Here is a 26,565-nt window from a genome sequence, read left to right as displayed (position 1 = left end):
ATCCCAATGAGCAAAAAACTCAGAGCGGCCATTATCGGCCCGGGCAATATCGGCACCGATCTGCTGATGAAAATGTGCCGATCGCAATGGATCGAGCCGGTGTGGATGGTTGGCGTCGACCCAGAATCCGAAGGCCTGAAACGCGCTCGGGAAATGGGCATCAAAACCACCGCCGGCGGCGTCGACGGCTTGCTGCCCCACGTTCTCGACGATCACATTCGTATCGCCTTCGATGCCACCTCTGCCTACGTGCACGCGGAAAACAGCCGCAAGCTCAACGAACTGGGGGTGATCATGATCGACCTCACGCCGGCGGCCATTGGCCCGTTCTGCGTGCCGCCGGTCAATCTCAAGGAGCACGCATCGAGCCTGGCGATGAACGTCAACATGGTCACTTGCGGTGGCCAGGCGACCATTCCGATGGTGGCGGCGGTGTCTCGGGTGCAACCGGTGAGCTACGGCGAAATCGTTGCCACGGTGTCCTCCGGTTCGGTGGGACCGGGCACGCGGCAGAACATCGACGAATTCACCCGCACCACGGCCGGCGCGGTAGAGCAGATCGGCGGCGCCCGACGCGGCAAGGCGATCATCGTTATCAACCCGGCCGAGCCGCCGCTGATGATGCGCGACACCATCCACTGCCTGACCGATGACGAGCCGAACCAGGACGCGATCCGCACCTCGGTGCTGGAGATGGTCCGCGAAGTGCAGCGCTATGTGCCCGGCTACAAGCTGATCAACGGGCCGGTGTTCGACGGGCGCAAGGTGTCGATTTTCATCGAGGTCGAAGGTCTCGGCGATTTCCTGCCCAAGTCCGCCGGCAACCTCGACATCATGACCGCCGCCGGTTTGCGCACCGCCGAGATGTTCGCCGAAGAAGCCCACAAGGGCACCCTGCAATTGCCTGTCCGTTGAGTGGAGATGAGTATGAATTTGCAAGGTAAGAGCGTCCGTCTGCATGACATGAGCCTGCGCGACGGCATGCACGCCAAACAGCATCAAATCAGCCTCGAACAAATGATTTCGGTCGCCACCGGCCTCGATGCGGCGGGCGTGCCGCTGATCGAAATCACCCACGGCGATGGCCTGGGCGGTGCGTCACTGAACTACGGTTTTCCCGCCCACAGCGACGAGGAATACTTCTCTGCGGTGATTCCGAAGATGAAACAGGCCAGGGTCTCGGCCCTGTTGTTGCCGGGGATTGGTACCCTCGACCATCTGAAGATGGCCCACGAACATGGCGTGTCGACCATTCGCGTCGCCACCCACTGCACCGAGGCGGACGTTTCCGGCCAGCACATCGGCATGTCGGCGAAGATGGGCCTGGATACCGTCGGCTTCCTGATGATGGCGCACATGGTCAGCCCGGAGAAACTGCTGGAGCAGGCGCGGTTGATGGAAAGCTTCGGCGCCAATTGCATCTATTGCACGGACTCGGCGGGCTACATGCTGCCCGATGAAGTGACACAAAAGATCGGAGCATTGCGCGCCGGGCTGAACGCCGGGACCGAAGTCGGCTTCCACGGCCACCACAACATGGGTATGGCCATTGCCAACTCCCTTGCTGCGATCGAGGCCGGTGCCGCACGCATCGATGGTTCGGTGGCGGGGCTGGGCGCAGGGGCGGGGAATACGCCGCTGGAAGTGTTCGTCGCGGTGCTGGAGCGCATGGGCGTCAACAGTGGCGTCGACCTGTACAAGATCATGGACGTGGCCGAAGACCTGGTGGTGCCGATGATGGACCAGCCGATCCGCCTCGACCGCGATGCCCTGACTCTGGGGTACGCCGGGGTCTACAGTTCGTTCCTGCTGTTCGCCAAACGCGCCGAGCAGAAGTACGGCATTGCTGCGCGTGAACTGCTGGTGGAGTTGGGGCGACGTGGGACGGTGGGTGGTCAGGAAGACATGATTGAAGACCTGGCGCTGACCCTGTCACGGTCGCGTGGGGTGTTGCCGACCTGATTGTTGAAGCGACAAAAAAACCACCGATGATTCGGTGGTTTTTTTATGGCCGATGCAAACGGGTCTCAGGGCAGCAAATTGCGCACCAGCGGCGGATAGCAGTTGATGGCCGTGCTCGCACAACTGAAATACGCCGTGGTCGGTCGATAGGCTTCATTTTTGAAGAGTTGGCACAGGCTGGTGGATGCGCCGGCACAGATGATGATGAACAGGGCACAAGTGGTTTTGCGCATGGTGAGTCTCGACACGGTTTTATTGTTGTAGAGACAGGTTATGGCGGCGGATGGCGAGTGGCTTCGTCCGAATGGACTAGCCGATCAATTGCCAGCTACCCGTTCCCCTGTGCGAGCTTGCTCGCGATGGCGGTATGTCAGGCATCGATGATGTTGGATGTGTTGGCCTCATCGCGAGCAAGCTCGCTCCCACAATGATTTCGGTGCACGCAGAATTTGTGTTCGACAAAGATCAAAATGTGGGAGCGAGCTTGCTCCGGGCGGCGTTCCGACGATGGCGGAGTGTCAGGCGGGGGAGATGTTGGATGTGCTGGCCTCATCGCGAGCAAGCTCGCTCCCACAGTGATTTCGGTGCACGCAGAATTTGTGTTCGACAAGGATCAAAATGTGGGAGCGAGCTTGCTCCGGGCGGCGTTCCGACGATGACGGAGTGTCAGGCGAGGGAGATGTTGGATGTGCTGGCCTCATCGCGAGCAAGCTCGCTCCCACAGTGATTTCGGTGCACGCAGAATTTGTGTTCGACAGGGATCAAAATGTGGGAGCGAGCTTGCTCCGGGCGGCGTTCCGACGATGGCGGAGTGTCAGGCGAGGGAGATGTTGGATGTGCGGGCCTCATCGCGAGCAAGCTCGCTCCCACAGGTACTGATGGGTGTCAGGTTCGTTGGGCGAGGGCGCCCATGGCCATGAACAGCGCGGCGATGGCTCGTGCTTCATGCAGTTCGCCGCGGGCCACCAGTTCCGGGATTTTCGCCAGTGGCACGCGCAGGCATTCCAGGGGTTCGGGTTCGTCGCCGACCAGTTGGCAGGGGCTCAGTTGTTCGGCCAACACTACGCGGTAGCGGTGACACAAATGTCCCGGTGCCAGCGTCAGCTCGCCCAGCTCGGTGAGGTGTGCGGCGCGCATTCCGACTTCTTCACTCAACTCGCGCTGCGCCGCCTGCAGATAGTCTTCATCGGGTTCCGCGCCGCCCTTGGGCAGGCCGAGAATGGTTTTCTCCACACCGACCGCGTACTCACGCACCAGTAACACATGCTCTGCATCAGGCATCGCCACCAGCATCACCGAGCGATACCCGGTGCCGCGCAGACGCTCGTAGACCCGCTGCTGGCCGTTGCTGAATTGCAGGTGCAGGGCTTCGATCTGAAAGTGGCCGCTTTGCGCCAGCAGTTCAGTCTTGAGGATGGTGGGACAGTTGCGCATGGGTCAGACCCCCGTTTGGGATAAACACACTGTGCGCTGTACAACGAGGGCCGCCATCGTCCAAGCGGACGAGGGCGGCAATGGTCGTTAGCCGAGGGTCGCCACGCTACGCAGGATCAGGCGCACCAGCATGGTCTGGCGGGTTACGCCGGTTTTGGAGAAGGTCGATCGCAAGTGCGCCCGCGACGTATTGCGGCTGATGCCGAGTTCTTCCGACGCTTCGTCGAGGGTCAAACCGTTGGCCAGCAACATCGCCAGCTGGGTTTCCGCCGGGGTGAAGTCGAACAACGCGCGGACGATTTCCTGTGGCGCGGTGGACTGTTGCTCCGGGTCGCTGATGAAAATCACCACGGTCGGGCACTGTTTACCTTCGCTCCAGTCCGTCAGCGGCACCGAACGCACGATGATCCCCAAATCCGCTTTGCCGGATGGCCGCTGCACGCGCAGGGCTTCGACCACCGAGGGGTTACTGCTCTTTTGCGACAGCAGCGATTGCTTGACCAGTCGACGGAACTCCTGGGTGTCCCGGGCCGTACCCACCTGCAGACCATCGTTGACCAGTTTGATGCCGTCCTTTTCCTGGATCAGCCGGTCAGCGACCTGATTGGTCTGCAGCACCTTGCCGGACTCGTCGAGGATGATCGTGCCGACCGCCATCTGATTCACCGCGCCGGCGTACAGGTTGCGTTCGGCTTCGATGCGGTTGAGCTGCATGTGAATCTTGATCGAGCGTTCCAGATGAGGAATGAAATGTGTGAGCATGGCCTTTTCTTCATTGCCGAAAGGCTTGTCGTCACGTCCTCGGCTGATGCGAATGCGGCACTGGGCGCCGTCGACAGTGTTGATGTCGGCACCGAGGATGTGGAACACGTCCACCGGTTCGAGGAAATTCTTGTAGAACTCGGAGTTCTGCCAATCGTCGTTGGAGACGAATTCGGCGAGGGTCACGACCTGGCGGTTGGGCAGGTCGACAAAAGGATCGAGGCTGAAAAAGTGCTTGTTGTACGACGCGGTCGCCTCGGTCGAGGTGCCGGTGGTGTTAACCATCAAGCCGTCCACATGGGCGCTGGGCGGACGCAGGATGAAGGTCACGTACTTGCTGTGCAGGTGCACGTTGAGTTGATTGAGAAAGGTGGCCCAGGGAATGGTTTCCAGCGGACCCTGATAGAGGTTGCCGATCAAATCACTGAACGTATCGAGGCTGAGGCTCTGCTGCATAGGGAAAAACCGTTTTTATTATTAGCGTTGGCGGTGGCCGAGAATAAGCGCCGGTATCGACTCCTTGCAACGCTCGGGCTCAGGGCCTGACCGGCGGCTACCGGACAGGCCCATGACGGGCGAAAAGCCGCTGGCGTCAGACCCGTTCGCTGGCGCGCACGACAAATTTTTTGTGCTCGTGCACGTCCGCCGACAGCGCCTGGACGTCGGTGTAGAACTGCTCGTACCAACGGCGCAACTGGTAGACCGGGCCGTCGCCGTCGCACAGCAGCGGGTTGTCGACGCGGGTCTTGCTGTGCCAGATGGCCACGTCTTCGTAGAAGGCTGCTTGCGCCTGCGCCACGTAGGCCTTGGCCATCGCCTGGTTCTGCTCTTCGCTGAGCCCCTGGATCTTTTTCACCAGCACGCCGTAGCGCAGGGTGAAGCTGTCGAGGTCGATCGGCACGTGGCAGTTGAGCAGGATCGAGTTGATCGGCTGGCCGTTCATGGCGCCGTTCATTTCGGTGATCTGATAGGCCGGGCCGAAATAGGTGGCTTCGGTGGTCAACACGCTGTCGCCGGACAGACGCTCACTGCGGGCGCGCATGATCTGGGTGGCCAGGTGGCCTTCGAAAATGTTGATGAATTCTTCGACCGGCGCGCCGTGGACCGTGCCGAAGTGCGCCATGTCGGCGATGTTGTCGATCAGTTCGCGGCAGTTGGTGCCAATCTGCAGTTCGGCTACTTCCCAGGCTGCCCACTCGACGCTGAAGCAGGCGTCAATGCGTGGAATGCGTTGTTCGGGCAGCGGCAGGTTGCCTTCCGGGTCGTTCCAGACAAACAGCAACTGGTTCTCTTCCATGATCGGCCAGCTTTTGATTTTGGCCCGTGGTGGAATGCGCTTGGCATAGGGAATGTCATCGCACACGCCATCGGCGCCCCAGCGCCAGGCGTGGAACGGGCAGCGGATCGAGTTGCCTTCAACGCAACCGGTGCTCAGGTCGGCACCCATGTGCGGGCAGTAGCCATCAAGAACATGCAGTTCGCCATCTTCACCCTGGAACGCCACCAGACGGGTGCCGAACACCTCCAGGCGATGGGCCTTGCCGTCGCGGTATTGCGCGGCCAGGCCCAGGCAATGCCAGCCGCGGGCGTAGCGATCTTCCAGCAGTTTGGCTTCGATGCGGTGCAGGGTACTCATCTTATTATTCTCCCAAGGGATCACGGGTTTGGCGCATGTAAGGGATTCTGCCGGCCCTGTAAAAGCGGGCATCGTCTGAATGGACGATGGCTGCTTTCAGTAGGCCCGCTCTACTGGCGGCATTGGACCCATGGCAGGAGTTGGCGATGAGTAATGAACAAGGGCCGGTAGCGGTGATTACCGGCGCCGCCAGTGGTATTGGCCGCGGTCTGGCCGCACACGCGGCGACGCTGGGCATGCGCCTGGTGCTGGCGGATCGGGACGCAGCAGGCCTGCAAAGCTTGTGCAATGAATTAACCAACGGTGGTGCGCAGGCGATTGCCTGTGTCACCGATGTCGGCGATGTGCAGCAGGTCGAACGCTTGCGCGACCGCGCCGTCGAGCAATTCGGCGGTGTGGATTACCTGTTCAACAACGCCGGGGTCATGCAAACCGGCTTCAGCTGGGAAATCACCGATGCGCAATGGCAACGTATGCTCGACGTCAACTTGAACGGCGTAATCAACGGCATTCGCAGTTTTGTACCGCTGTTACTGGGTCAAGGTCGAGCAGCCCATGTGATCAACACCGCATCCCTTGCCGGGTTGGTCAGCAGCCCGTTGATGGCGCCGTACAACGTCACCAAGCAAGCGGTGGTCGCGCTCTCGGAAACCCTGCACTACGAACTGGCCATGCTCGGTGCACCGGTGTCGGTTTCAGTGCTGTGCCCTGGGCCCGTAGCCAGCGAAATCATGGCTTCAAATCAAGTGGTGGACAGCGCCGGGTCTGACTTCAGTCAATTGCTCGACAACACCATCCGCCAAGGCATGACGCCAGCCGAACTGGCTGCGCAGGTATTCGCGGCCATTGCTGAAAAACGCTTCTGGATCCTGCCCCATAAAGGCTTCAAACCGGCCTTGGAGCGACGGGTGCAAAGCATCCTGCACGAGACCAATCCCCAGTTTCAAATGACCGATGTAGAAGGACAAACCCATGCCGCTCGATAAACAGATCGCTGGGGTGCTCCAGCAGTTTCGCGACTTGCCGGAGCCCGATTTCAGCCAGGTCGATGCCGTTCAATACCGACAGTTTTCCGACAACCTGCTGCCGGCGATTCCCGGCGATCCGATGATCGAAGTGCGGGAGCTGCGGGTTGCCGGCGCGGAAGGTGAACTGGATGCGCGGCTGTATCGGCCTGTGGATGAGGGCAACTTGCCGTTGCTGGTGTTTTTCCACGGAGGCGGGTTCGTCATGGGCAATCTCGATACGCACGACAATCTCTGCCGTTCCCTGGCCCGCCAGGCAGAGGCGGTGGTGGTGTCGGTCGCTTACCGCTTGGCGCCGGAAAGCCATTTCCCTGCGGGTCCGCTCGATTGTTATGCCGCCACTTGCTGGCTGGTCGAAAACGCTGCTGCGCTGGGCGTCGATGGCGGACGGCTGGCGCTGGCCGGGGACAGTGCCGGCGCCAACCTGGCGCTGGCGGTCAGCCAAATTGCGGCGCAACGCCAAGGGCCGAAAATCAGTTATCAATGCTTGTTTTACCCGGTCACCGATGCCCGTTGCGACAGTCAGTCCTACGAGGATTTTGCCGAAGGCTACTTGCTCAGCAGCGCGATGATGTACTGGTTCTGGCAGCAATACCTGCAGGATACCGGGCAGGGCGACGATCCCCTGGCTTCACCACTGCGTGCCGACTCACTGGCGGTGATGCCGCCGACGACGTTGCTCACCGCCGAGTTCGACCCCTTGCGTGATGAGGGCGAGGCGTTTGCCCGGCGTTTACTTGAGGCTGGCGTATCGGTGCGCCTGCAACGCTGTGAAGGCATGACTCACGGCTTCATCAGCATGGCGCCCTTTGTCGAACGCGCAGCGCTGGCGTTGGCCGATGCGGCCGCCGACCTGCGCAGGGCATTCAATTGAACGGCGCGTTGTTCAACACGGTGCCACAACTGATCGAGGCCATTGCTGCCGGGCAGATGGTGGTGATCACCGACGACGAACACAACGGTGAAGGCTCATTGCTGATGGCTGCCGAACAGGCCGGGGCCGAGGCGGTTACGTTCATGGCGGTGCAGGCACGCGGGTTGATTTGCCTGGCGCTGACCGAGCAACGTTGCCGCGCACTAGGGTTGGACTTGATGGTGCCTAACTCTCGGGCGCAGCACGGTGTGGGTTTTACTCGTTCCATCGAGGCGGCGACCGGGGTGTCCACCGGTATCTCCGCGGCAGACCGGGCGCGTTCGATCCAGGTGGCGGTGGATCCGGCCAGTAGTCCGGCGGATCTGGTGCAGCCGGGGCATATCTTTCCTGTGCAAGCCTTGCCCGGTGGCGTCATGCAGCGTGCCGGACACGTCGAGGCCGCGTGCGACCTGACGCGTCTGGCGGGCCTGCAACCGGCGGCAACGCTGGTGGGGATACTTAACGAGGAGGGCGAGCTGGCCCGTGGTGCCGAGTTGCACGAGTTTGCCCATCGTCATGGCTTGCGCATCGGCAACATCGCCGACCTGATTCACTACCGTATCCTGCATGAAGGCACGATCGAACGCGGTGACGAGTACCCGTTGCACACCCGCCACGGCGAGTTTCGGGTGACGACCTATCAGGACACCTATCAAGGCGCGCTGCACCTGGCATTGGTCAAAGGCCGGATCGACAGCATGCATCCGGTGCTGGTGCGGGTGCAAAGCATCGAGACCTTGCGCGATGCCCTGGGCTGCGAAAGCGAAGGCGGGCCACTGCAGTGGACCCTGGAGCGTTCGCTGGCGAGCATTGCCGCAGCCGGATGTGGCGTGCTGGTGCTGCTGGCACAAAAGGAAACCGCCGATGGCGTGCTGGAGCAGTTGCGCCAGCGCAGCGGCGGCAAGCAGCGTACACCGCAATTTCCGCAACGGACCTTGGGCGTGGGTGCGCAAATCCTGCGGGACCAGAACGTGCGCAAAATGCGTCTGATGAGCTCGCCGGTGCCGTACAAGGCCGTGTCCGGTTTCGATCTGCAAGTGACGGAATTTGTGCCGTTCCAACCTCCGATCTAAAGCCAGCACAAAAACTTGTGGGAGCAAGCTCGCTCCCACAATAAATCCGGTTGCCGATGAATCTGCGTACACCCACAACCCCTGTGGGAGCGAGCTTGCTCGCGATAGCTATCTACCAGACACATCCAGTCGCAAGCTGCCTCAGAGTCCAAGCATTAACCGGTCTAGCCTTCTTCATGACTTGATTATGGAGAGGGCAATGGAATGCCTGATTTACCTGCTTCACATCGTCTACGTATTGGTCGTTATGCTGAGACCAACAGGATTTTTCTGCTAACCACCAACACACTTGATAGAAAACCTGTCTTCAAGGATTTCGCCTTGGGCAGATTGGTCGTTGAACAATTTCGAGAAGCGCAGGAACAAAGTTGGGCGAACACCTTGGCCTGGGTCGTCATGCCCGATCATTTTCACTGGTTGGTTGAATTGCAACAGTGTTCACTGAGTGGGTTGATGCAAAAAACCAAATCGTTGAGTACGCGGGCCGTGAACATGTCCGTCGGACGTAAAGGTAGTCTTTGGCAACAGGGCTATCATGATCGGGCGTTGAGGCGGGATGAGGATCTGGTAAAGCTTGCTCGATATGTCGTCGCCAACCCGTTGCGCGCGGGGTTGGTGGAGAAGCTGGGCGATTATCCGCTGTGGGATGCGATATGGGTTTGATCCGTAACCGCGTAGCCACCATCCTCGGAGCGCCGCCCGGAGCAAGCTCGCTCCCACACTGATTTTTGGTTATCCGCGGATGTTGCATACACCCGCTAACCCTGTGGGAGCGAGCTTGCTCGCGATGGCGGAGTGTCAGGCGACATCCATGTTGAATGTGCCGGCTTCATCGCGAGCAAGCTCGCTCCCACAGTGTTTTTTGGTTATCCGCAGATGATGCATGCACCTGCTAACCCTGTGGGAGCGAGCTTGCTCGCGATGGCGGAGTGTCAGGTGACATCCATGTTGAATGTGCCGGCCTCATCGCGAGCGAGCTCGCTCCCACAATATTTTTTGTTGTTCGCAGATGTTGCATACACCCGCTCCCACAAGGGGTTTTTGATTAACACCGTTCTGCGCGGGCTTAAGGTTTCACCCCTCGCAACACCTTCTTCGCCTGATCCTGCGCCGCATCCGGCGCGGTCATGTTGCCGTCGATCACGGTGATCACCGCATGCCCCTGCCACAGCTGATACGCATCGGCCTTTTGCTGGGCGGCTGTTGGTGTGGACGGTGCGGCCAGGTTGACGTGGACCACGCCGTCGGCGTCGCGTTGTGGGGTGAAGTTGACGCGGTCCCAATTACCAATCGGGGCAAAGCTAACACCCTTGATCTCTTCAGGCTTGAGCGGTGGGTAATTGAGGTTCAGGCCGCTCACGCCGGGCAAACCGAGCACGTTCAATTCGCAGGTGAGCTTGTTCTTGGCACAAGCCTGTCTGGCTTCAGCGCCGGCAAGACTTGCCTGCTTGATGACCTCCACCGCAAACCGCGCCGTGTCGTCCATGGCGCCAAGCGTCTTGCGATAACCCGCCTGTTGATCGCGAATGATCAGGTCCATGTCGATGGCCGTGGACACCGCCACTGCCGGAATCCCCTTGAACATCGCGCGCACGGCGGCATTGAGAGTGCCGGACATCTGCGTCAACGGACCCACGTTTTCACCAAAGTTGCTGCCCGAGACCACCAGGTCTGGCCGGTTGTCCTTGAGAATCACATCAAGCCCGACGTTGACCGCGTCCACCGGCGTCCCAATCGCCGATGTCTTGCCGGCGGGCGAGGTGTAGCCCTCAGGTGGCCCGACGCAGAATTTGCCCGGCGCCAGCTCCGTCACCGCCAATGCCTGACCGGGCACGACCACACTTGCGGCGCTGATGCCGCTGCTGTCGTTCAATGGGCCAACCAGGGTGACTTGATGTCCGGCAGCCGTCAGGGCGCGATACATCGCATCGATGCCGGGCGCGCGACAGCCGTCGTCGTTGGTCAGCAGGATGTTCAGGGCATTGGCCTGCATCGACAGACCGACGCTGGCCACGGCGATAACGCCAGTGAGCAGTTTGTTCATGGGAAATTTCCGTGAAATGGGCAGCTATAGAAAAGCACAACGCCCCGACCGAATAAATCGGTCGGGGCGCGGCGGGTTTAGCGGGTGCCGAGTTTGCGCAGGTTGCCAGGGGTGAATTCGTCTTCGGTGAAGGCGGTGGCGTTGAGCTTGGCCGGTTTCTGATCGATCAGCATCCGGTCAACCAGGTACGAGCCGGCGATCAGGTCATGGTAGATGCCGAGGCGAGCGTGGTAGCGCTGCATCTCATAGGCGTAGATCGAGGTCTGCATATTGGTGCGCCACAGCTCACCGCGGCTGTCGTAGTTGTCGGCCAGGGTGGCGGCCCAGGAGTCCTCATCCAGGTACAGCACACGCTTGGCGTAGATATGCCGGGCGCCTTCCTTGAGGGTCGCCTGCAATACCCACACCCGGTGTTTTTCATAGCGCATGTACTGCGGATCGATGTGGCCGGTGGTGGCCAGGATCTGGTCGCTGCTCACGCTTGGATCGTCGATCTTGTAGTTGTGGTAAGGGATGTAGATTTCTTTCTTGCCGACGATGGTCCAGTTGTAGCGATCCGGCGCCCCGTTGAACAAACGGTCTTCGTCATACACCCGGAAACCGCCGGCACCGCTTGGCGAGTCATAGCCCACGGTCGGCGCGCGACGTACGCGGCGTTGACCCGGGCTGTACTGCCAGGCCTGACGCGGTGAGGCGGTCGGGTTGATGAACTCGTGGCCGACCACGATCTCGCCTTTCTTGCGCACCGGTTCCAGGGTGGTGATCAGGAAGTTGGTGAGAATGCCGTTGGCGCTGTCCAGGTTTTTATCCGGGCTGGACCAGATCGAGAAGATCTTGTAGTTGACCTCTTCGAGCACGCGCTCCTTGTTGGAGTACACCACCGCCTGCCCGTAGTTGGCCTCTTCGGTGTTGGCGCGCCCGGCCAGGGTGTGGTTGAACATCAACTCGCTGCCGTTCTTCGGAATCGGGAACGGCGAGGCGCCCCAGGCGTTCAGCGTGTCGTTGTTGTCATTGGCCAGGTCGGCTGTGACAGCGTTTTTCTTGACCATGTCTTCCAGGCGCTGATCGAAACGGAAGTCGCGATGGCTTGGGTAGACCGGAATGTTGAACGTCTCGGGATAGCGCTTGAGCAACGCTTTCTGGCCGTCGGTCAAGTTGTCAGCGTACTTGTCCATGTTCTTAGCAGTGACCACGAACAACGGTTTTTCCGCGGCGTACGGGTCCGGGTACGGCGTACCGGGGCCGGCGTATTTGAGTCCCGGTGGCAGGCCGCGCCATTTGCCGGTCCATGCCGGGATGCTGCCATCGGCGTTGCCGGCCTTTTCCGCGCCCATCGGGGTCAGGTCCTGACCCAGGCGTGCGGCTTCTTGTTCGCTGACCTTGGCCTGAACCAGGCCACTGCTTAGCAGGCTGACGGCCAGTGCCGTGCCCAACAAGGTGTGGGTGAATCTAGACATGCTGTGCTCCTCCAACAGGGGAATCAGAACCGGTACTTGAAGTTGAGGGCGACGTTGTCGCGGTCGGCCAACGGCGCGTTGTTGGCGTTGCCCAGGTAGGCGTTGTAGCGGGCCTCGACGGTGAAGTTGCCCAGGTAGCGCCACGAGCTGCCGATACTGGCGCGGTCGTCGCCTTGCCCCGAGTTGATCGAGCCCACCAGGGCGCTGTCATGCTGGGCGGCGGTGCTGTAGGTGACAGGCAGCGACATGTCCCAGCCGCTGAACACGTTGTTGTAGTCAAAGTTGACTTGCACCGTGTAACCCCAGGCGTCGCGGTCGTAGACCAGGCTGTCGGTGCCCGGCAGCGTGAAGCCGGGAGCCAGGGTCACCGGTTGCGATTTGTCGTTGTTCAGGACGGTGTTGTAGACCACCTCGCCGGTCAGGGTGGTGTTGTCGGCCCAGGACGTCGGGCCGACCACGTAGATCATCGCGGTCTGCGCCTGCAGGGTTTCACCGCGCACCGGGCTTGAGAAACCGTTGTCGACCATCACCGGGGAACCGTCGCGGTAGCTGACTTCACCGGCCCAGCTCACATCGCCGATGACCGTGGAGAAGCTGGCGCCATATAGGTCGATGTTGTCGAAGTAGCGTGCGCGGTAGTGGCCCAGATCGGTCTGGAAGTCCAGCGACGGGGTCTTGTCGTGATAGCGCGAGTAGTAGATGCCGAACTCGGTGTTGTTCAGCGACTCGGCGGCATAGGTGAACGCCAGGCCGTACTGACCGCCGTTACTTGGCTTGTCGTCACCCAGGCGAGTGAGGAAACCGGTGGCGTCGTTGAAGCCGCCCTCGTCGATGAAGTCGGTGGAGGAGAAGTAGCTGCCGACACCGAAGATCTCGGTCTTTTCCCATTTGTATTGGTAGTAGGCCTGTACATCCAGGCTGTCGGTCAGGCTGAACTGGGTGAACAGTTGGCCGACCGGCAGGAGGATTTCCTTCACCTCGACCCCCGGCGTGGTCGCCTTGGTCGCATCCACCGGGCTCTGCGCAGCGGAAATGCCGGGGTAGAACAGGCTTTCACCCCAGCTCACCACCTGATTACCGAGACGCGCGTTGAGGTTGTGGCCACCCAGGTCCCAAGTGCCGTAGGCGTAGTAATCGAGCATGCGCAATTCATTGCGATGCTGATCGATAGTGTCCTGGGAGAAGCGGTCCGGACGGTTGCAATGACCGCCGGCGAAGCAGTTCGAGGTGCCGGTGTCGTTGTCGTTGCCCTGGTCGTAAACGTTGTCGTAGAAACCGGTGCCGCGCAGGAACACGCCGTAATCGTCGCGCCACTTGATGTTGGCCTCGGTGAGGAAACCGGCGCGGTTGTTGATCAGGCTGCCCTTGTCGAATGCGTTGTCGCCATCGTTGCCGTTGGCATTGGCCACCAGCTTGTGATCGCGTGAGTCGGCCCGCCACGCCAGGCTGTAGGTCAGCGTGGTGTCCCAGTCCACGCGCAGATCCTCGTTCGGCTGGAAGTTCATCGCGCTGGCTTGACTGCCCAGCCCGCCAGCCAGCAACAGCATGGCCAGCTGTGTGCGCGGATGCAGCGATTGTGGGGCGATTATTGTTTTTATCATGTCGTCCTCATGCCCAGGTCAGGCCTGCCCGACCTGCATTTCAGGGGGTGATTGGTGCTGTGGGCGACTATGGAGTCACGACTTGCGCGCAACATCGTCCAAGCGGACTAAGCGATTTGCAGGGGAGCACCAAACACCGAATCGCTGTAGGAGCCGGCTTGCTGGCGATAGCGGTGCATCAGTCAATATCGATGAACCTGACACGGCGCTATCGCCAGCAAGCCGGCTCCTACAAGGGATCGTCGTCTGCGCCTTAGTCCCATCGGACGATGAACACCCGGCTCGCGCGGCGAACAATCCCGAGACCGACTGCACCGGGCGAAGATCCGGCAGCGGCGGTTTTTGCCTGATGGGCGCTGAACAAGGGTGATCGCATGAACGCTGCCGGGATCAAATGGGACGAGTGCTGTGATGTGCTGGTGATTGGCTCGGGAGCTGGGGGCATGACCGCTGCATTGCGCGCCCACGACCTGGGCCTGAATGCCTTGCTGATCGAAAAGAGCGGCGAGTACGGCGGCACGTCGGCGGTGTCCGGCGGCGGCATCTGGATCCCCAACAACCACCGGATCAGCGCCATCGGCGGCAGCGATTCGGTGGCCGAGGCAATAGCCTATATCCGCGCCGTCACCCACGGTGAGATCGACGACGGTCGCATCGAAGCCTATGTCGAGCACGGCCGCGAGATGGTCGAGTACCTGGAAAACCAGACACGCGTGCGCTTCGAGGCGCAACCTCGCTACGCCGATTACTACCCGGAAGTCGAGGGCGGAAAACCGGGCTATCGCTCCATGGACCCGCAACCGTTCGATGCCGCCGAACTCGGCGAAGAATTCCTGCGTATGCGCCCACCATCCCCCGGCACCCTGATGATGGGACGCATGGCGATGACCATGAAGGAAGCGCAAGTGTTGCTCTGCCGTGGCCCTGGCTGGTTGCGCCTGACCCTGCGGGTGATGTGGCGCTACTGGCGTGACCGCGAGGGTCGGCGCATGTCTCGACGCGACCGCTATTTGACCCTGGGCAATGCCTTGATCGGTGCCTTGCGCTGTTCGTTGCAGGATCGCGGCAAGTCGCTGTGGCTCAACTGTGCGCTGGAAGAATTGTTGCTGGTCGGCGACCGGGTCGGCGGTGCGCGGGTCAATCGCAACGGTCAACTGCTCAACGTCAAGGCACGCTACGGCGTGATCATTGCCGCCGGTGGTTTCGAGCGTAACCAGGCGATGCGCGAGCAGTATCTACCGCAGCCCTCCAGGTCGGATTGGAGTGCCACACCGCCGCACAATACCGGCGACGGCATCCGCGCCGGCCAGGCCATCGGTGCGCAAACCGCGTTGATGGAACACAGTTGGTGGGCGCCGACCACTTACGTCAAGGGCGAAGAAAAACAACGTGCCTTGTTCGTCGAGCGGACCTTGCCCGGTTGTGTGATGGTCAACGCGGCGGGCGAGCGTTTCGTCAACGAAGCCGCGCCCTACACCGATATCGTCTATGCGATGTACGCCAACAACCGCGAAGGCGCGGCGAGCGTGCCGTGCTGGATGGTGTTCGACGCCGAGTTCCGCCGCAAATACCCGTGCGGCGCCTTGCTACCGGGCTATGCCCAGCGCGATTGGCAGTTGCCGGAACACCTGCGTGATTACTTCCACAAGGCGTCGAGCCTGGAAGCGCTGGCGACGACGATCGGCGTCGATGCTGGCGGGCTGGTGCGCACCGTGCAGCGTTTCAACGCCATGGCGGTGCTGGGCGTCGACGCAGACTTCCACAAGGGCGAATCGCTGTTCGACCGCTATTACGGCGACCCGAACGTGCAGCCCAACCCATGCCTGGCGCCGTTGCTCAAAGGGCCTTTCTACGCCGTGCGCATCGACGCCGGGGACATTGGTACCAAGGGTGGTTTGCTGACCGACGTGCACGCCCGTGTGTTGCATGAAGACGGAGAACCGATCAGCGGCCTGTACGCCATTGGCAACAGCGCCGCCTCGATGATGGGGCGCACCTATCCGGGTGCCGGCTCGACCATCGGCCCGGCCATGACCTTTGGTTACCTGGCAGCCAATCACATCAAGCGCCAGAGCGAAACCGCTGCGGCGAAAACCTTGTTCGGGAGTGTTGAATGAACCAGCAGCATCAGCAGATCGCCGTCGTTACTGGTGCCAGTCGCGGGGTAGGGCGAGGCATCGCCCTGGCCTTGGGAGCGGCGGGCATGACCGTGTATGTCACCGGCCGCGCCCCCGAGCAGGGCGGATCGAATGTGTATGGGCACGCGTTGCGCGGCTCGCTGGAAGACACCGCGGCGGCGATTACCGCCGCCGGTGGGCGCGGCATCGCAGTGGTCTGTGATCACGCCGATGACGCACAGGTGCAGGCGCTGTTTACCCGGGTGGGAGAGGAATGCGGGCAACTGGACCTGCTGGTGAACAACGCCGCGTTCATCCATGACCAGTTGATCGAACCCGGCCCGTTCTGGGCCAAGCCGCTGGAGCTGGTACGCATTCTCGACGTCGGTCTGCGTTCGGCGTATACCGCCAGCTACTACGCTGCGCCGCTGTTGCTGCGCAGCAATCAAGGGCTGATTTGCTTCACCTCGTCATTCGGTGCCGGGTGCTACATGCATGGCCCGGCGTACGGCGCGCAGAAGGCCGGTGTCGATAAGCTGGCAGCCGACATGGCGGTCGATTTCGAAGGGCAGGGCGTGGCGGCGCTGTCGCTGTGGCTCGGCCCGCAATTGACTGAACGCACGAAGATTGCGGGTGATGTCCACGGCGAGCAGTACCAGGCGTTTCTCGCCCACGCCGAAACCCCGCAATTCAACGGGCGGGTGATTCATGCGTTGCTCAATGATCCGCAGTTGATGGCGTTGTCCGGGCAGACCCTGATCACCGCTGAAATCGCGCCGGGTTATGGCATCAGCGAAGCCGAAGGCCGCCAGCCACCGTCGCACCGCGCCATGCTGGGCGACCCTCGCCAGCAGCATCCGGCGCGGGTGGTCTGACTCCATCATCCCGGCAAACACAAAAACTGTGGGAGCGAGCTTGCTCGCGATGACGGAGTGTCAAACAACATCTATGTCGACTGACCTGACGCTATCGCGAGCAAGCTCGCTCCCACAGGGATTGCGTTTTACTCGGCGGGCTGCAGTGCCCACTCCCGCAACACATTCTTGGTCACTTTCCCCGCCGCATTGATCGGCATGCTTTGCAGCACCTGCACCCGCCGCGGAACCTTGTAGTTGGCCATCTGCTCACGGCACCAGGCGAGGAATCGAGTTTGCTCGATCTCGATGCCCGGTGTCGGCAACAGAAACGCCATCGCCACTTCACCGAGACGTTCATCGGGAATGCCAATGACAGCCGCCTGGGCCACACCCGGATAAGTCAGCAAACACTGCTCGATCTCTGCCGGGTACACATTGAAGCCACCGGTGATGAACATGTCCTTGAGGCGGTCGGTGATGCGCAGGTAACCCTGTTCATCGAGCATGCCGATGTCGCCGGTGTGCAGCCAGCCGTCGGCGTCGAGAATCTCTGCGCTGGCCTGCGGATTATTGAAATAGCCCTGCATCAGGTTGTAGCCGCGAATCTGCACTTCACCGGGAATGTTCGCCGGTTGGCTGCGACCGCTGTTGCCGACACAACGCACTTCCACGCCAGGCATCGCCCGGCCACTGGTGTTGGCGACCCGTTCCGCCGAGTCACCGGAGCGACAGATCGTCGCGAACCCGCAGACTTCCGTCAGGCCATACGCGGTGACGATGGTGGCGAAACCCAGCTCGTCGCGCATGCGCCGGATCATCTCCACCGGAATCGCCGCCGCCCCGGTCACCGCCACGCGCAAGGAGCCCAGGTCGAATTCATTGCGGTGCGGATGAGCCAGCAACGACTGATACAGCGTCGGTGGCCCAGGCAACACGGTGATTCGTTCACGCTGCACGCAGTCGAGCACTGACTGCACGTCGAACACCTGCTGCGGCACAATCGTGCAGCCGCGCATCAGCGCCGCCAGCCAACCGGCCTTGTAGCCGAAGGAATGGAAGAACGGGTTGACGATCAAGTAGCGATCGCCCTCGCGCAAACCGACGATATCGCTCCAGTCACGCACGATCCGCAGGTTCTGGCCGTGGCTGGTCATCACCCCTTTGGGTTTGCCGGTGGTGCCGGAGGTAAACAACAGGTCGGATAGCGTTTGCGGTCCGACGTTCTGTTCGCGGGTGCGCAGTGCCAGTTGCGGCACGTCGGTTGCCAGATCCAGAAAGCGCTCCCAACTCAACGTGCCCGCGCCAGTGCTGCGCAAGCTGACGATGTGGCGCAGCGCCGGCAATTCTTCCGCCGCCAACATGGCCGGGTAATCGGCCCCCAAAAACTCACCGATGGCAAACAGCACACAGGCCCCACTCTCGCGCAGGATGTAACCGGCCTCGCTGCCTTTCATGCGGGTGTTGAGCGGCACCAGGGCCGCACCGACACTTTGCAAGGCGCCAGCAGCGACAATCCATTCCCACACATTCGGCGCCCAGATCGCCACACGATCCCCGAGCTGAACGTCGAGGGCCAATAGCGCGCGGGCAGCTTGCCTGCGCAACTGGTCGAGTTGGCGATAGCTGATGGTGTGGCCCGCGTCCTCGATGGCCGGGCGGTCGCCAAAGGCCTGGGCTGTGTTGGCGAACAATTGAGCGAAGGTCAGAGCGGTAGCGACAGGCGGCATGGGGCCTCCCCGGTTAGAAGACAAGTACGATAAGGGAGTAGGCCGGGCAGGGCGCTCGGCCGGATAGCGAGTTACTGTGCGGGCGGGGCGAAACGGCGGCCGGCGGAGAAACCACCGTCCACGGCGATCATCTGGCCGCTGACGAACGACGCGTCATCGGACGCCAGGAACAGCGCGGCGCTGGCGACCTCCTCCGGTTGCCCGGAGCGGCTGAGCATGTGTTGCGAGGCGAAGAAAGCGTGGAACGCTTCGTGCTCGCGGACCATGCTGGTCATCGGCGTCTCGATCAGGCCCGGGCACAGGCCGTTGACGCGAACATTGGCGTGGCCGTAGTCGATGGCCATCGAGCGGGTCAGCTGATTGATGCCGCCCTTGGCGACGTTGTAGGCGACGTTGTTGTCGCAGGCTTGCAGGCCGAAGATCGAACCGATGTTGATGATCGAACCGCTGCGCTGCTCAACCATCGACGCCAGCGCGTATTTGCTGGTGAGCATGCTGCCGGTCAGGTTGATGTCCATCACCCGTTGCCAGTTGGCGGTGGTGGTCTGGGTCACGCTGCCCTGATCGGCGACGCCGGCGGCGTTAACTAGCACGTCGATGCGCCCGAAGTGGCTGACGACTTCTTGCATGACCTGCTGCACCTGCGCTTCGTCGCGCACATCCAGGGTCATGAACAGGCCGGGAAAGTCTGCCGGTGCGCTGCCGATGTCCAACCCGACCACTTGCGCGCCTTCAGCGGCAAAGCGGCGCACGCAGGCCAGGCCGATCCCCGAAGCGCCGCCGGTAACCACCGCGACCTTATTCTGCAAACGAGCCATAACTGCACCTCTTTTATTGTTGTGGGCTAATGCTGGCCGAGTCTAACCGCAGACCGGCCGGACATGATCGTCCGTTGAGACTATGGCGACAGAGCGTCTCAATCGACCAGGTCTCAAGTGAACGTATGTCCCCTGTAGGAGCTGCCGCAGGCTGCGATCTTTTGATTTTTAGAAGCAAGATCAAAAGATCGCAGCCTGCGGCAGCTCCTACAAGGGGGACGCGTATCTTCAATCCGGGAATATCAGGCGTACTCGGGCACCCGTCGGGCGGCTCTGGCAGGCCAGGGTCCAGCCGTCGGCGAGTTCCTTGGGCGTGAGCACATCGTTGCGCGCCAACTGGACCTCACCTTCCTTGACCACGCACATGCAGGCCCCGCAAAAACCTTCTTCACAGGACGACGGCACATCCAGGCCGGCGGTCTTGCAACTTTGCAGCAGGGTGTCGCCGGGCTGGCAGGCGATTTCGTGTTGCTGACCATCGAGCTCGACGATCAACGCCTCGCATTGCGATTGCATGGCGGCGGCGCGTGCCACGGCTTCTTCGGCCAGCAGTTCATCGGGATCCGGCGGTGAGACAAAGCGCTCGACATGAATACATTCGCCCGGCTCGCCCAACGCCAGCAGCGTGCGCTCGACGGTGTCCATGAACGGCCCAGGTCCGCAGATGAAGTAGTCGCCACCCGCCGAGCCGCGCAGCAGATGACGGACCTGATGCTCCGTCAGGAAGCCCTGCACCGAATCGAGGACGTGCACCACGTGCAGTTGATCAGGATGCGCCTTGATCAACCGGCACAGCTCGTCCTTGAAAATCACCGAGGCCTCATCACGGTTGGCGTAGATCAATTTGATCGGCCGTCGACTGTTGTGCAGCGCCGATTTGAGAATGGAAAACACCGGAGTGATGCCTGAGCCGCCACCGAACAGTACCAATGGCCGGTCATTGTCGGCCTGGCGTTCGTTGAGACAGAAAAGCCCGGCCGGCGGCAGCACTTCCAGCCAGTCGCCGACCTGGACTTCGTTCATCCAGTTCGACACCCGACCGCCGTCGACCCGTTTCACCGTGACTTTTGGCAGCGCATCCGCAAGCGGCGAGCTGGCCATGGAATAACAGCGGGTCAACACCTTGCCGGCACAGGGCACGCGAAAACTCAGGAACTGTCCCGGTTTGTAGCGAAAGCGCTCACGCAGGGTTGGCGGTACATCCAGCACCAACGAGCGCGCATCAGCGGTTTCGTCGATCACCGCGCACACTTGCAAGGAGACGCTTCCCGTTGTTGATTCGGCCGGTGTCAGATTCTGTTGTTGCGTGCCCATGTTCACCTCGGCCTCAGAGCCCGCTGATCAGTTGGGCGTTGTCCACACGGATCTCGGCGCCGTTGACGAACCGCGACTCGTCGGTGGCGAGGAACAGCACCACGTTGGCAATGTCCCGTGGGGCGGCCATGCGGTTCATCGGGTCTTGGTCCAGCGCTTCCTGCGGGATCGCCTGACCACCGGCCAGCGCCTGTGTCATCGGCGTGTTCACGCCATCCGGGTGCACGCTGTTGCAGCGGATGCGATAACCCTGCTGCTTGCAGTGCAGGGCTACGGAACGGGTCATCGCCGCCACCGCGCCTTTGGACGCCGAGTAGGCGCAGAACATTGGCATCGCACCCAACGCCGCCACCGACGACATGTTGATGATCGAGCCGCCACCGGTTTCCTTCATCGCCTGGATCGCGTATTTGCAGCCGAGGAAGTAACCGTCGCCGTTGATCTTCTGCACCTTCTGCCACAGCTCCAATGTGGTGTCTTCGATACTGCCCAACGCCAGGATCGCGGCGTTGTTGACCAGCACGTCGAGGCGGCCGAAGTGTTCGACGGTGGTCTTGACCACCTGCTGCCAGTCGCTTTCGCTGGCGATGTCGTGGCGGATGAAGAGTGCGTTGGCGCCGATTTCTGCAGCGACCTGGCGCCCGGCGTCTTCGTTGAGGTCGGTCAGTACCACTTTGGCGCCTTCGCGGGCCAACAGCAGGGCGTCTTCGCGACCGATGCCGCTGGCGGCGCCGGTGATGATGCAGACTTTGCCTTCTACACGTTGCATTGTTGTTCTCCTGATCGTGCGGTTTGAAGTGCGAATTGGTCGGCCACGTGGGCGGCAGCCCGGCGACCGGAATAAATGCAGTCGGCCAGGGACAGGCCGGAGACATACAGGTTGGAAGCGACACCGACGGCATTGCGGCCGGCGCTGTAGAGGTTCTCGATGGGGGCGCCAGCGTGGTCCAGCACCCGGCCACTGCGCTCGCAGACTTTCAGCCCGCCGAGGGTGATGACCGGGCAGGGGAAGAGTTTGCTGTCGAAAGACAAGTCGAGGGCGTACCACGGACCTTGTTCGAGGTTGGCGAGCATCGGTGTGGATTTGCCGAACTCGTCAGCGATTTCACCGCGTGCGGCGCGGCTATAGCGTTCAACGCTTTGCCGAAGCAGTTCGGTCGGCAGGTTGCAGCGCTTGGCCAGATCAGCCAGGTTGTTGCTGCGTTTGGCGTTAAACAGCAGATTGAGCAAAACCGGCAAGCGTTGGAAATTCCAGACCTTGCCCGGACCGACCTGACTCAGCGCTTCGCGCACCAGGGCCCGGTTGAGAATCAGAATGGCGCGACCTTCCTGTTCTTCCACCATGGAATGACCCAGCGTCGCGCCGTAGATTTCTTCGTTGGCGTAGCGCTCGCCGCGAGCATTGACGATCAACCCGCGCGCCCACGCCAATGGCGGATTGATGAAACGCCAGGCGCTGACCTTGTCCATCCGCGCCACATTGCCGCCAGCGCTCTGGCCCAGGGCGATGCCGCTGCCATCGCACCCGGTGGCGCCAAGCGGCAGACCAGCCAGGTACTGCGGCGCGTGTTGGCGCACCAGATCGCGATTGAAGATAAAACCGCCGCTGCTCAGCAGCACGGCCTGTTCGGCGCGAATCAATTGCCGAATGGCGCTGGTCTGTTCGATGCGGCGCTGACGGGCACGCAAGCGGTCGGCCAGTGCCGGCGCGTACATATGAATGGCGGCGGCCCAGCGTGACAGACGCGCATGTTGTTTGGCGGCGCGGCTTCCCGACGGCAGTTGCCAGGCTTCGACACCGAGGACTTTGTCGTCGAGGTCGAGCACCAGTCGCCGCACTTCGCACTGGCTGCGCAGGCGTGCACCGTGACGCAGGGCGCTGGCCTTGAGCGGGGCGAACAGGCTGGCGCCGGACATGCCCGGACCTTTGGTGCGGTGGCCACGGGGCGCCGGTTTGGCGGCGGTGGCATAGTCCGGCACGGCTTCGTTGCCGGAGTAATAGAGGTAGTACTGGTCGCTTGGGTACGAGGTTTTGTGCGGCGGCACGCTGGCTTCGAAGGCCGCGCCTTGACGCTCCAGCCAGGCCAGTTGTTCGGCGCTTGCTTCGCAGAAATCCTTCAAGGTTTCGAGGCTGACGGCGTCGCCGACTTCCTGTCGCAGGTAATTGAACATGGCGTCGCTGGTGTCTTCGTAGCCAGCCTGGCGTTGATACGGCGTGCCACCGCCGGCGTACACCACGCCGCCGCTGAGCGCTGTCGCACCACCACCTTCGAAGCGATCCAGTGCCAGCACCGAGAGGCCTCGACTGGCCGCTTCGATGGCGGCACAGGCACCGGCACCGCCGAAACCGACCACCAACAAGTCGCAGCGGTCATCCCATGGCAACTGGTCGGCGCTGTTCACTCGCAACGCCGTCAACCCGTTCACGCCGTCCATGTTCAAGCCTCAGCCAGCAACAGCAAAGGAAGGGGTTGGCTTGGCGGTGGTGGTGTAGCTGCCGTCGAGGTAGACCAGCGGGGTGATCGCGTCACTGGTATGGATCTGCAGGATGCGCCCGATGAACACGGTGTGGGTGCCGTAACTGAAGTGACCGTCCTGACGGCAGAGGATCGCCGACTGCGCGTCACCCAGGTAAGGAATGCCGCCGGGGCTGGTCAGCCAGTTGCCACGGTCGAAGCGCGCTTCGCCCTTGATCGCACCGCTGCACAGGTGCGCCAGGTCTTGTTGTTCGACACCGAGGATGTTCACGCAAAAGTCCGCGCCGGTGGCCAGTGCGGCGTGGGGTGAGGCGGTCTTGTTGACGCAGATCAGCAGTGACGGTGGTTCGGTGCTCAGGGAGTCGACAGCGGTGGCGGCCATGGCGAAACGCTCGGAGCCGTTGCTGGTGCTGATTATGGTGACTGACTTGGCCAGGCGGCGCATGGCCTGGAGCATGTCGGCTTTGAGATTGACGTCGTTCATCGCACTGGGCCTTTTTGTTGGGGGGTGAGTGCGATGGATTCTTGCGCTGACGTCTAGCGCAAACATCGTCCGAGGGGACTAGGCCGACGCGGCCTGCGGGCTGACATATATGTCGAATGGGCCGGCCTCATCGCGAGCAAGCTCGCTCCCACAGTTATTTGTGTCTCCCACAGAAATTGAACGCACCCGTTAACTCTGTGGGAGCGAGCTTGCTCGCGATGGCGGCCTGTCAGGCAAATTGGTTTTCCAACCCCCCACATGGTCCGTTTGAGGGATGTCCACTCGGTTGCGCATTGCTTGAATGCCAGCGTAGGGGCGCTACACCCGCCCCGTTGCACGCGCGCCCCGGCGGATGGGGTGAACAAAGGAGAACAATAAAAATGCTCAACCAAGACCTGATTCGCCAGCGTCTGAGCCAACGTGCCCGCGAGCTGGTACCGATCCTGCGTGAACGCGCCCTCAACGCCGCGCAAGCCGGGCAGTTACCTGAAGAGACCCTCAAGGATTTCCACGACGCCGGATTCTTCCGCATCCTCCAGCCGTCGCGCTGGGAAGGCTTTGAGCTGGAGCCCAAGGACTTTTTCGACGTCCAGATGACCCTCGCCGAAGGCTGCATGTCTTCGGCCTGGGTACTCGGTGTGGTGGCGATCCACAACTGGCAACTGGCGCTGTTCGATGACCGCGCCGCCCAGGATGTGTGGGGCGACGATTCCAGCGTGTTGATCTCGTCTTCCTACATGCCAGTGGGCAAGGTCGAGCGGGTCGACGGTGGTTTCAAGTTGAGCGGACGCTGGGGCTTTTCTTCCGGCAGCAAGCATTGCGAGTGGGTGTTCCTCGGTGCGCTGGTGCCACCGGAGGAGGCGGGCGGGGCGCCGGATTACCGGACGTTCCTGGTGCCGCGCAGTGACTACCAGGTCCTCGACAACTGGAACGTCATGGGCCTGGAAGCCACTGGCTCCCACGACATTCTGGTGGAAAACGCCTTCGTGCCGGAATACCGCACCCATCGCGCCCTCGACGGGTTCATGCAGAACAGTCCGGGCAACGAGGTGAACACTGCACCGTTGTTCCGCCTGCCATTCGGACAGATTTTCGTGCGAGCCGTTTCGTCTTCGGCCATCGGTGCCTTGCAGGGTGCGGTGGATCAGTTTGTCGAGCACAACCGCGCCCGGGTCGGGGTCAACGACGGTCGCAAGATGGTTCAGGACCCGGCCGCGCAATCGGCACTGGCTAACGCGATGGTTTGCGTTGACGAATGCAAGACCGTGCTGCATCGCAACTTCGCGCTGATGCTGGAACGGGCGCAGAAAGGCGAGCCGTTGAGCATGCCCGAGCGAGTGAAGATGCGGTACGACTCCGCACTGGTGGCCGACAAGTGCGCCAAGGCCGCCGGCGACCTGATGTTCAACAGCGGCGCCTCGACGATTTTCCGCAGCCATCCGATCAACCGGGCGTTCCGCGACATTCACACCGGTCGCGCCCACGTGGCCAACAGCCCGGCCAAGTACGCCTGGAATCTCGGCGGAGTGAGCATGGGGCAGGACAGCAGCGATTTTTTCCTCTGACTATTCCCATGGTTCTTTAACTATAAGCCGGCTAGTCCGTTTGCGTGATTCGAGCGCCCTGCCAATACCCGAGCATGGGCGCAAGGCACAGGTCTCTGGCGCCGACTGCGCATCCAAATAAGCACAAGGATCACCCATGAAATTTTCCCTGATTTACGAAGCCCAGACGGTGGATTCCAGCCGCGAAGGCGACCGCAAGATTTTCGAAGACACCGTCGAGCAAGCGGTGCTGGCCGACAAGCTCGGCTTCGACACTTTCTGGTGCGTAGAGCACACGGCCCTGAGCAACTACTCGCACATGTCCGCCCCGGAAACCATGCTGGCCTTCGTCGCCGGCAAGACCGAGCGCATCGGCATCGGTCACGGCGTGGTCTGCCTGCCGCCGGCGATGAACCACCCGGTAAAAGTCGCCGAGCGCATCGCCACCCTCGACCTGCTGTCCAAGGGCCGTGTGCACTTCGGTGTGGGCAAGGGCGGCACTCAACAGGAAGCCGGTACCTTCGGCTACGACCTGGCGACCCTGCAGCCGCAGATCGACGAGATGATGTACCTGATCCCGAAAATGTTCGTGCAGGACGAAATCGAACACAACGGCGACTTCGTGCAGATCCCGAAACGCCCGATCCATCCAAAGCCTTACCAGGATCCGCATCCGCCGATGTACCTGGCGTGCACCAACACCGACTCGCTGAAAAACGCCGGCGGTCGCGGCATGGGTGCACTGGTGCTGGGCTTCGGTGGCCCGGAAGAAATCGCCAAGAAGGTCGAGGTCTACCACGAGGCCTACGACAATCGCGATGAGAAGAAACAGGTCGGTTTCCGCCCCAACCGTCACATCGCCGCGCTGTGCCCGGCCATCGTGCTGGAAGACAACGCAGAAGCGCGCCGCATCGGCATTCGTGGCCAGCGTTACTTCATGGAATCGTTGGGCTACTGGTACGGCGGCGGCGAGCGTCCGGACCCGGAGAAGTGGAAGGACGACACCTTCGTCGATGGCAACGGCCAAAGCGTGATCAAGTCGCGCTTCGCTTCCGAAGAAGTCAGCGTCGACTTCTCCGACCCGACCATGGCGATGATGAACCCGAACCATGCCTACGGCACGGTCGAGGATTGCATCAATTATGTGCAGCGTTTGATCGACGCCGGCGCCGACGAAATCCTGTTCATCTGCCAGATGGGCACCGTGCCGCAGTGGGCGCAGCTGGAGACCCTGAAGAACATTGGCGAGAGGGTGATTCCGCACTTCCGTAAGGGCTGAAAGTTGACGCTAAAGGCGTGAACACCGCATCACCCCTGTGG

The 26,565-nt window shown here is 61.6% G+C and carries 23 protein-coding genes; 10 read left to right on the top strand and 13 right to left on the bottom strand.

What is annotated here, in order from left to right; genetic code table 11:
• The first annotated feature begins 6 nt into the window (after positions 1–6).
• The gene (locus tag ACA054_RS22135; protein WP_497686169.1) at positions 7–915 is read left to right on the top strand and encodes an acetaldehyde dehydrogenase (acetylating); all 909 of its coding nucleotides are present in this window, start codon (positions 7–9) and stop codon (positions 913–915) included.
• Positions 916–927: 12 nt separating this feature from the next.
• Positions 928–1,962, top strand: coding sequence for a 4-hydroxy-2-oxovalerate aldolase (gene dmpG, locus ACA054_RS22130; protein WP_497686168.1), 1,035 nt, complete (start codon positions 928–930; stop codon positions 1,960–1,962).
• A 65-nt stretch (positions 1,963–2,027) separates the two neighbouring features.
• Here the strand turns inward: dmpG and ACA054_RS22125 are convergent, their stop codons facing one another.
• The 4 genes from ACA054_RS22125 to ACA054_RS22110 all read right to left on the bottom strand — a co-directional run bounded on the left by ACA054_RS22125 (position 2,028) and on the right by ACA054_RS22110 (position 5,794).
• A complete protein-coding gene (locus tag ACA054_RS22125) occupies positions 2,028–2,195 on the bottom strand; it encodes a hypothetical protein (protein WP_497686167.1) in 168 nt (55 codons plus the stop codon).
• Between the two features lie 652 nt (positions 2,196–2,847).
• Positions 2,848–3,396 (bottom strand): ADP compounds hydrolase NudE, encoded by a 549-nt coding sequence (nudE, locus tag ACA054_RS22120; protein WP_497686166.1) that lies wholly within the window; start codon positions 3,394–3,396, stop codon positions 2,848–2,850.
• A gap of 87 nt (positions 3,397–3,483) precedes the next feature.
• Positions 3,484–4,614, bottom strand: coding sequence for a helix-turn-helix transcriptional regulator (locus ACA054_RS22115; protein ID WP_497686165.1), 1,131 nt, complete (start codon positions 4,612–4,614; stop codon positions 3,484–3,486).
• A gap of 136 nt (positions 4,615–4,750) precedes the next feature.
• The gene (locus ACA054_RS22110) at positions 4,751–5,794 is read right to left on the bottom strand and encodes a 3-ketosteroid-9-alpha-monooxygenase, oxygenase component (RefSeq protein ID WP_497686164.1); all 1,044 of its coding nucleotides are present in this window, start codon (positions 5,792–5,794) and stop codon (positions 4,751–4,753) included.
• Positions 5,795–5,940: 146 nt separating this feature from the next.
• Between ACA054_RS22110 and ACA054_RS22105 the strand changes: the two genes are divergently transcribed.
• The 4 genes from ACA054_RS22105 (at position 5,941) to ACA054_RS22090 (ending at position 9,468) form a co-directional block, all read left to right on the top strand.
• Complete coding sequence (locus ACA054_RS22105; RefSeq protein ID WP_497686163.1) at positions 5,941–6,780, top strand: SDR family NAD(P)-dependent oxidoreductase; 840 nt, start codon at positions 5,941–5,943, stop codon at positions 6,778–6,780.
• A complete protein-coding gene (gene lipP1, locus ACA054_RS22100; RefSeq protein WP_497686162.1) occupies positions 6,767–7,693 on the top strand; it encodes a LipP1 family hormone-sensitive lipase in 927 nt (308 codons plus the stop codon). Before ACA054_RS22105 ends, lipP1 begins: the two co-directional genes overlap by 14 nt.
• Positions 7,690–8,805 (top strand): 3,4-dihydroxy-2-butanone-4-phosphate synthase, encoded by a 1,116-nt coding sequence (locus ACA054_RS22095; RefSeq protein ID WP_497686161.1) that lies wholly within the window; start codon positions 7,690–7,692, stop codon positions 8,803–8,805. The genes lipP1 and ACA054_RS22095 overlap by 4 nt, the downstream gene beginning before the upstream one ends.
• Positions 8,806–9,009: 204 nt before the next feature.
• Positions 9,010–9,468 (top strand): REP-associated tyrosine transposase, encoded by a 459-nt coding sequence (locus tag ACA054_RS22090; RefSeq protein ID WP_497686160.1) that lies wholly within the window; start codon positions 9,010–9,012, stop codon positions 9,466–9,468.
• A 403-nt stretch (positions 9,469–9,871) separates the two neighbouring features.
• On the opposite strand, the gene surE is transcribed toward ACA054_RS22090, so the two are convergent.
• The 3 genes from surE to ACA054_RS22075 all read right to left on the bottom strand — a co-directional run bounded on the left by surE (position 9,872) and on the right by ACA054_RS22075 (position 13,907).
• Positions 9,872–10,849, bottom strand: a complete 978-nt coding sequence (gene surE / locus ACA054_RS22085; RefSeq protein ID WP_497686159.1) for a 5'/3'-nucleotidase SurE — start codon at positions 10,847–10,849, stop codon at positions 9,872–9,874.
• Between the two features lie 77 nt (positions 10,850–10,926).
• Positions 10,927–12,306, bottom strand: coding sequence for a DUF1329 domain-containing protein (locus tag ACA054_RS22080; RefSeq protein WP_497686158.1), 1,380 nt, complete (start codon positions 12,304–12,306; stop codon positions 10,927–10,929).
• A gap of 23 nt (positions 12,307–12,329) precedes the next feature.
• Positions 12,330–13,907 (bottom strand): DUF1302 domain-containing protein, encoded by a 1,578-nt coding sequence (locus ACA054_RS22075; protein WP_497686157.1) that lies wholly within the window; start codon positions 13,905–13,907, stop codon positions 12,330–12,332.
• A 374-nt stretch (positions 13,908–14,281) separates the two neighbouring features.
• Between ACA054_RS22075 and ACA054_RS22070 the strand changes: the two genes are divergently transcribed.
• A complete protein-coding gene (locus ACA054_RS22070) occupies positions 14,282–16,024 on the top strand; it encodes an FAD-binding protein (RefSeq protein ID WP_497686156.1) in 1,743 nt (580 codons plus the stop codon).
• The gene (locus tag ACA054_RS22065; protein WP_497686155.1) at positions 16,021–16,899 is read left to right on the top strand and encodes an SDR family NAD(P)-dependent oxidoreductase; all 879 of its coding nucleotides are present in this window, start codon (positions 16,021–16,023) and stop codon (positions 16,897–16,899) included. The genes ACA054_RS22070 and ACA054_RS22065 overlap by 4 nt, the downstream gene beginning before the upstream one ends.
• A 128-nt stretch (positions 16,900–17,027) precedes the next feature.
• Here the strand turns inward: ACA054_RS22065 and ACA054_RS22060 are convergent, their stop codons facing one another.
• The 6 genes from ACA054_RS22060 to ACA054_RS22035 form a co-directional block, all read right to left on the bottom strand.
• Positions 17,028–18,608 carry a FadD3 family acyl-CoA ligase gene (locus tag ACA054_RS22060; RefSeq protein ID WP_497686154.1) on the bottom strand — a complete coding sequence of 527 codons (1,581 nt, stop codon included), beginning with the start codon at positions 18,606–18,608 and terminating at the stop codon, positions 17,028–17,030.
• Between the two features lie 71 nt (positions 18,609–18,679).
• Positions 18,680–19,426, bottom strand: a complete 747-nt coding sequence (locus ACA054_RS22055) for an SDR family NAD(P)-dependent oxidoreductase (RefSeq protein WP_497686153.1) — start codon at positions 19,424–19,426, stop codon at positions 18,680–18,682.
• A 228-nt stretch (positions 19,427–19,654) separates the two neighbouring features.
• Complete coding sequence (locus ACA054_RS22050) at positions 19,655–20,740, bottom strand: 2Fe-2S iron-sulfur cluster-binding protein (RefSeq protein ID WP_497686152.1); 1,086 nt, start codon at positions 20,738–20,740, stop codon at positions 19,655–19,657.
• 13 nt (positions 20,741–20,753) lie between these two features.
• Entirely contained in the window at positions 20,754–21,509 is a 756-nt protein-coding gene (locus tag ACA054_RS22045; RefSeq protein WP_497686151.1) for a glucose 1-dehydrogenase, read from the bottom strand.
• Entirely contained in the window at positions 21,497–23,176 is a 1,680-nt protein-coding gene (locus tag ACA054_RS22040; protein ID WP_497686150.1) for an FAD-binding protein, read from the bottom strand. Before ACA054_RS22040 ends, ACA054_RS22045 begins: the two co-directional genes overlap by 13 nt.
• 9 nt (positions 23,177–23,185) lie before the next feature.
• Entirely contained in the window at positions 23,186–23,701 is a 516-nt protein-coding gene (locus ACA054_RS22035; RefSeq protein ID WP_497686149.1) for a flavin reductase family protein, read from the bottom strand.
• A 380-nt stretch (positions 23,702–24,081) separates the two neighbouring features.
• On the opposite strand from ACA054_RS22035, the gene ACA054_RS22030 reads away from it, so the two are divergent.
• A complete protein-coding gene (locus ACA054_RS22030) occupies positions 24,082–25,266 on the top strand; it encodes an acyl-CoA dehydrogenase family protein (RefSeq protein ID WP_497686148.1) in 1,185 nt (394 codons plus the stop codon).
• Positions 25,267–25,402: 136 nt separating this feature from the next.
• On the top strand, positions 25,403–26,524 hold the full coding sequence (locus tag ACA054_RS22025; protein ID WP_497686147.1) for an LLM class flavin-dependent oxidoreductase: 1,122 nt from the start codon (positions 25,403–25,405) through the stop codon (positions 26,522–26,524).
• Positions 26,525–26,565: the final 41 nt, after the last annotated feature.

It is taken from the genome of Pseudomonas sp. LBUM1653 (assembly GCF_059716115.1).
Note: the sequence above shows the minus strand (reverse complement) of the source record. Positions and strands in the feature narration are given on the sequence as shown.

Excerpts from the sequence above, each read along its gene's own strand:
- ACA054_RS22115 (WP_497686165.1), bottom strand. The coding sequence starts at position 4,614 with ATGCAGCAGAGCCTCAGCCTCGATACGTTCAGTGATTTGATCGGCAAC.
- ACA054_RS22125 (WP_497686167.1), bottom strand. The coding sequence starts at position 2,195 with ATGCGCAAAACCACTTGTGCCCTGTTCATCATCATCTGTGCCGGCGCA.
- ACA054_RS22070 (WP_497686156.1), top strand. The coding sequence starts at position 14,282 with ATGAACGCTGCCGGGATCAAATGGGACGAGTGCTGTGATGTGCTGGTG.
- ACA054_RS22075 (WP_497686157.1), bottom strand. The coding sequence starts at position 13,907 with ATGATAAAAACAATAATCGCCCCACAATCGCTGCATCCGCGCACACAG.
- ACA054_RS22110 (WP_497686164.1), bottom strand. The coding sequence starts at position 5,794 with ATGAGTACCCTGCACCGCATCGAAGCCAAACTGCTGGAAGATCGCTAC.
- ACA054_RS22045 (WP_497686151.1), bottom strand. The coding sequence starts at position 21,509 with ATGCAACGTGTAGAAGGCAAAGTCTGCATCATCACCGGCGCCGCCAGC.
- ACA054_RS22050 (WP_497686152.1), bottom strand. The coding sequence starts at position 20,740 with ATGGGCACGCAACAACAGAATCTGACACCGGCCGAATCAACAACGGGA.
- ACA054_RS22080 (WP_497686158.1), bottom strand. The coding sequence starts at position 12,306 with ATGTCTAGATTCACCCACACCTTGTTGGGCACGGCACTGGCCGTCAGC.
- ACA054_RS22065 (WP_497686155.1), top strand. The coding sequence starts at position 16,021 with ATGAACCAGCAGCATCAGCAGATCGCCGTCGTTACTGGTGCCAGTCGC.
- ACA054_RS22030 (WP_497686148.1), top strand. The coding sequence starts at position 24,082 with ATGCTCAACCAAGACCTGATTCGCCAGCGTCTGAGCCAACGTGCCCGC.
- ACA054_RS22060 (WP_497686154.1), bottom strand. The coding sequence starts at position 18,608 with ATGCCGCCTGTCGCTACCGCTCTGACCTTCGCTCAATTGTTCGCCAAC.
- ACA054_RS22090 (WP_497686160.1), top strand. The coding sequence starts at position 9,010 with ATGCCTGATTTACCTGCTTCACATCGTCTACGTATTGGTCGTTATGCT.
- ACA054_RS22135 (WP_497686169.1), top strand. The coding sequence starts at position 7 with ATGAGCAAAAAACTCAGAGCGGCCATTATCGGCCCGGGCAATATCGGC.
- ACA054_RS22105 (WP_497686163.1), top strand. The coding sequence starts at position 5,941 with ATGAGTAATGAACAAGGGCCGGTAGCGGTGATTACCGGCGCCGCCAGT.
- dmpG (WP_497686168.1), top strand. The coding sequence starts at position 928 with ATGAATTTGCAAGGTAAGAGCGTCCGTCTGCATGACATGAGCCTGCGC.
- ACA054_RS22055 (WP_497686153.1), bottom strand. The coding sequence starts at position 19,426 with ATGGCTCGTTTGCAGAATAAGGTCGCGGTGGTTACCGGCGGCGCTTCG.
- surE (WP_497686159.1), bottom strand. The coding sequence starts at position 10,849 with ATGAACAAACTGCTCACTGGCGTTATCGCCGTGGCCAGCGTCGGTCTG.
- ACA054_RS22035 (WP_497686149.1), bottom strand. The coding sequence starts at position 23,701 with ATGAACGACGTCAATCTCAAAGCCGACATGCTCCAGGCCATGCGCCGC.
- ACA054_RS22040 (WP_497686150.1), bottom strand. The coding sequence starts at position 23,176 with ATGGACGGCGTGAACGGGTTGACGGCGTTGCGAGTGAACAGCGCCGAC.
- nudE (WP_497686166.1), bottom strand. The coding sequence starts at position 3,396 with ATGCGCAACTGTCCCACCATCCTCAAGACTGAACTGCTGGCGCAAAGC.
- lipP1 (WP_497686162.1), top strand. The coding sequence starts at position 6,767 with ATGCCGCTCGATAAACAGATCGCTGGGGTGCTCCAGCAGTTTCGCGAC.
- ACA054_RS22025 (WP_497686147.1), top strand. The coding sequence starts at position 25,403 with ATGAAATTTTCCCTGATTTACGAAGCCCAGACGGTGGATTCCAGCCGC.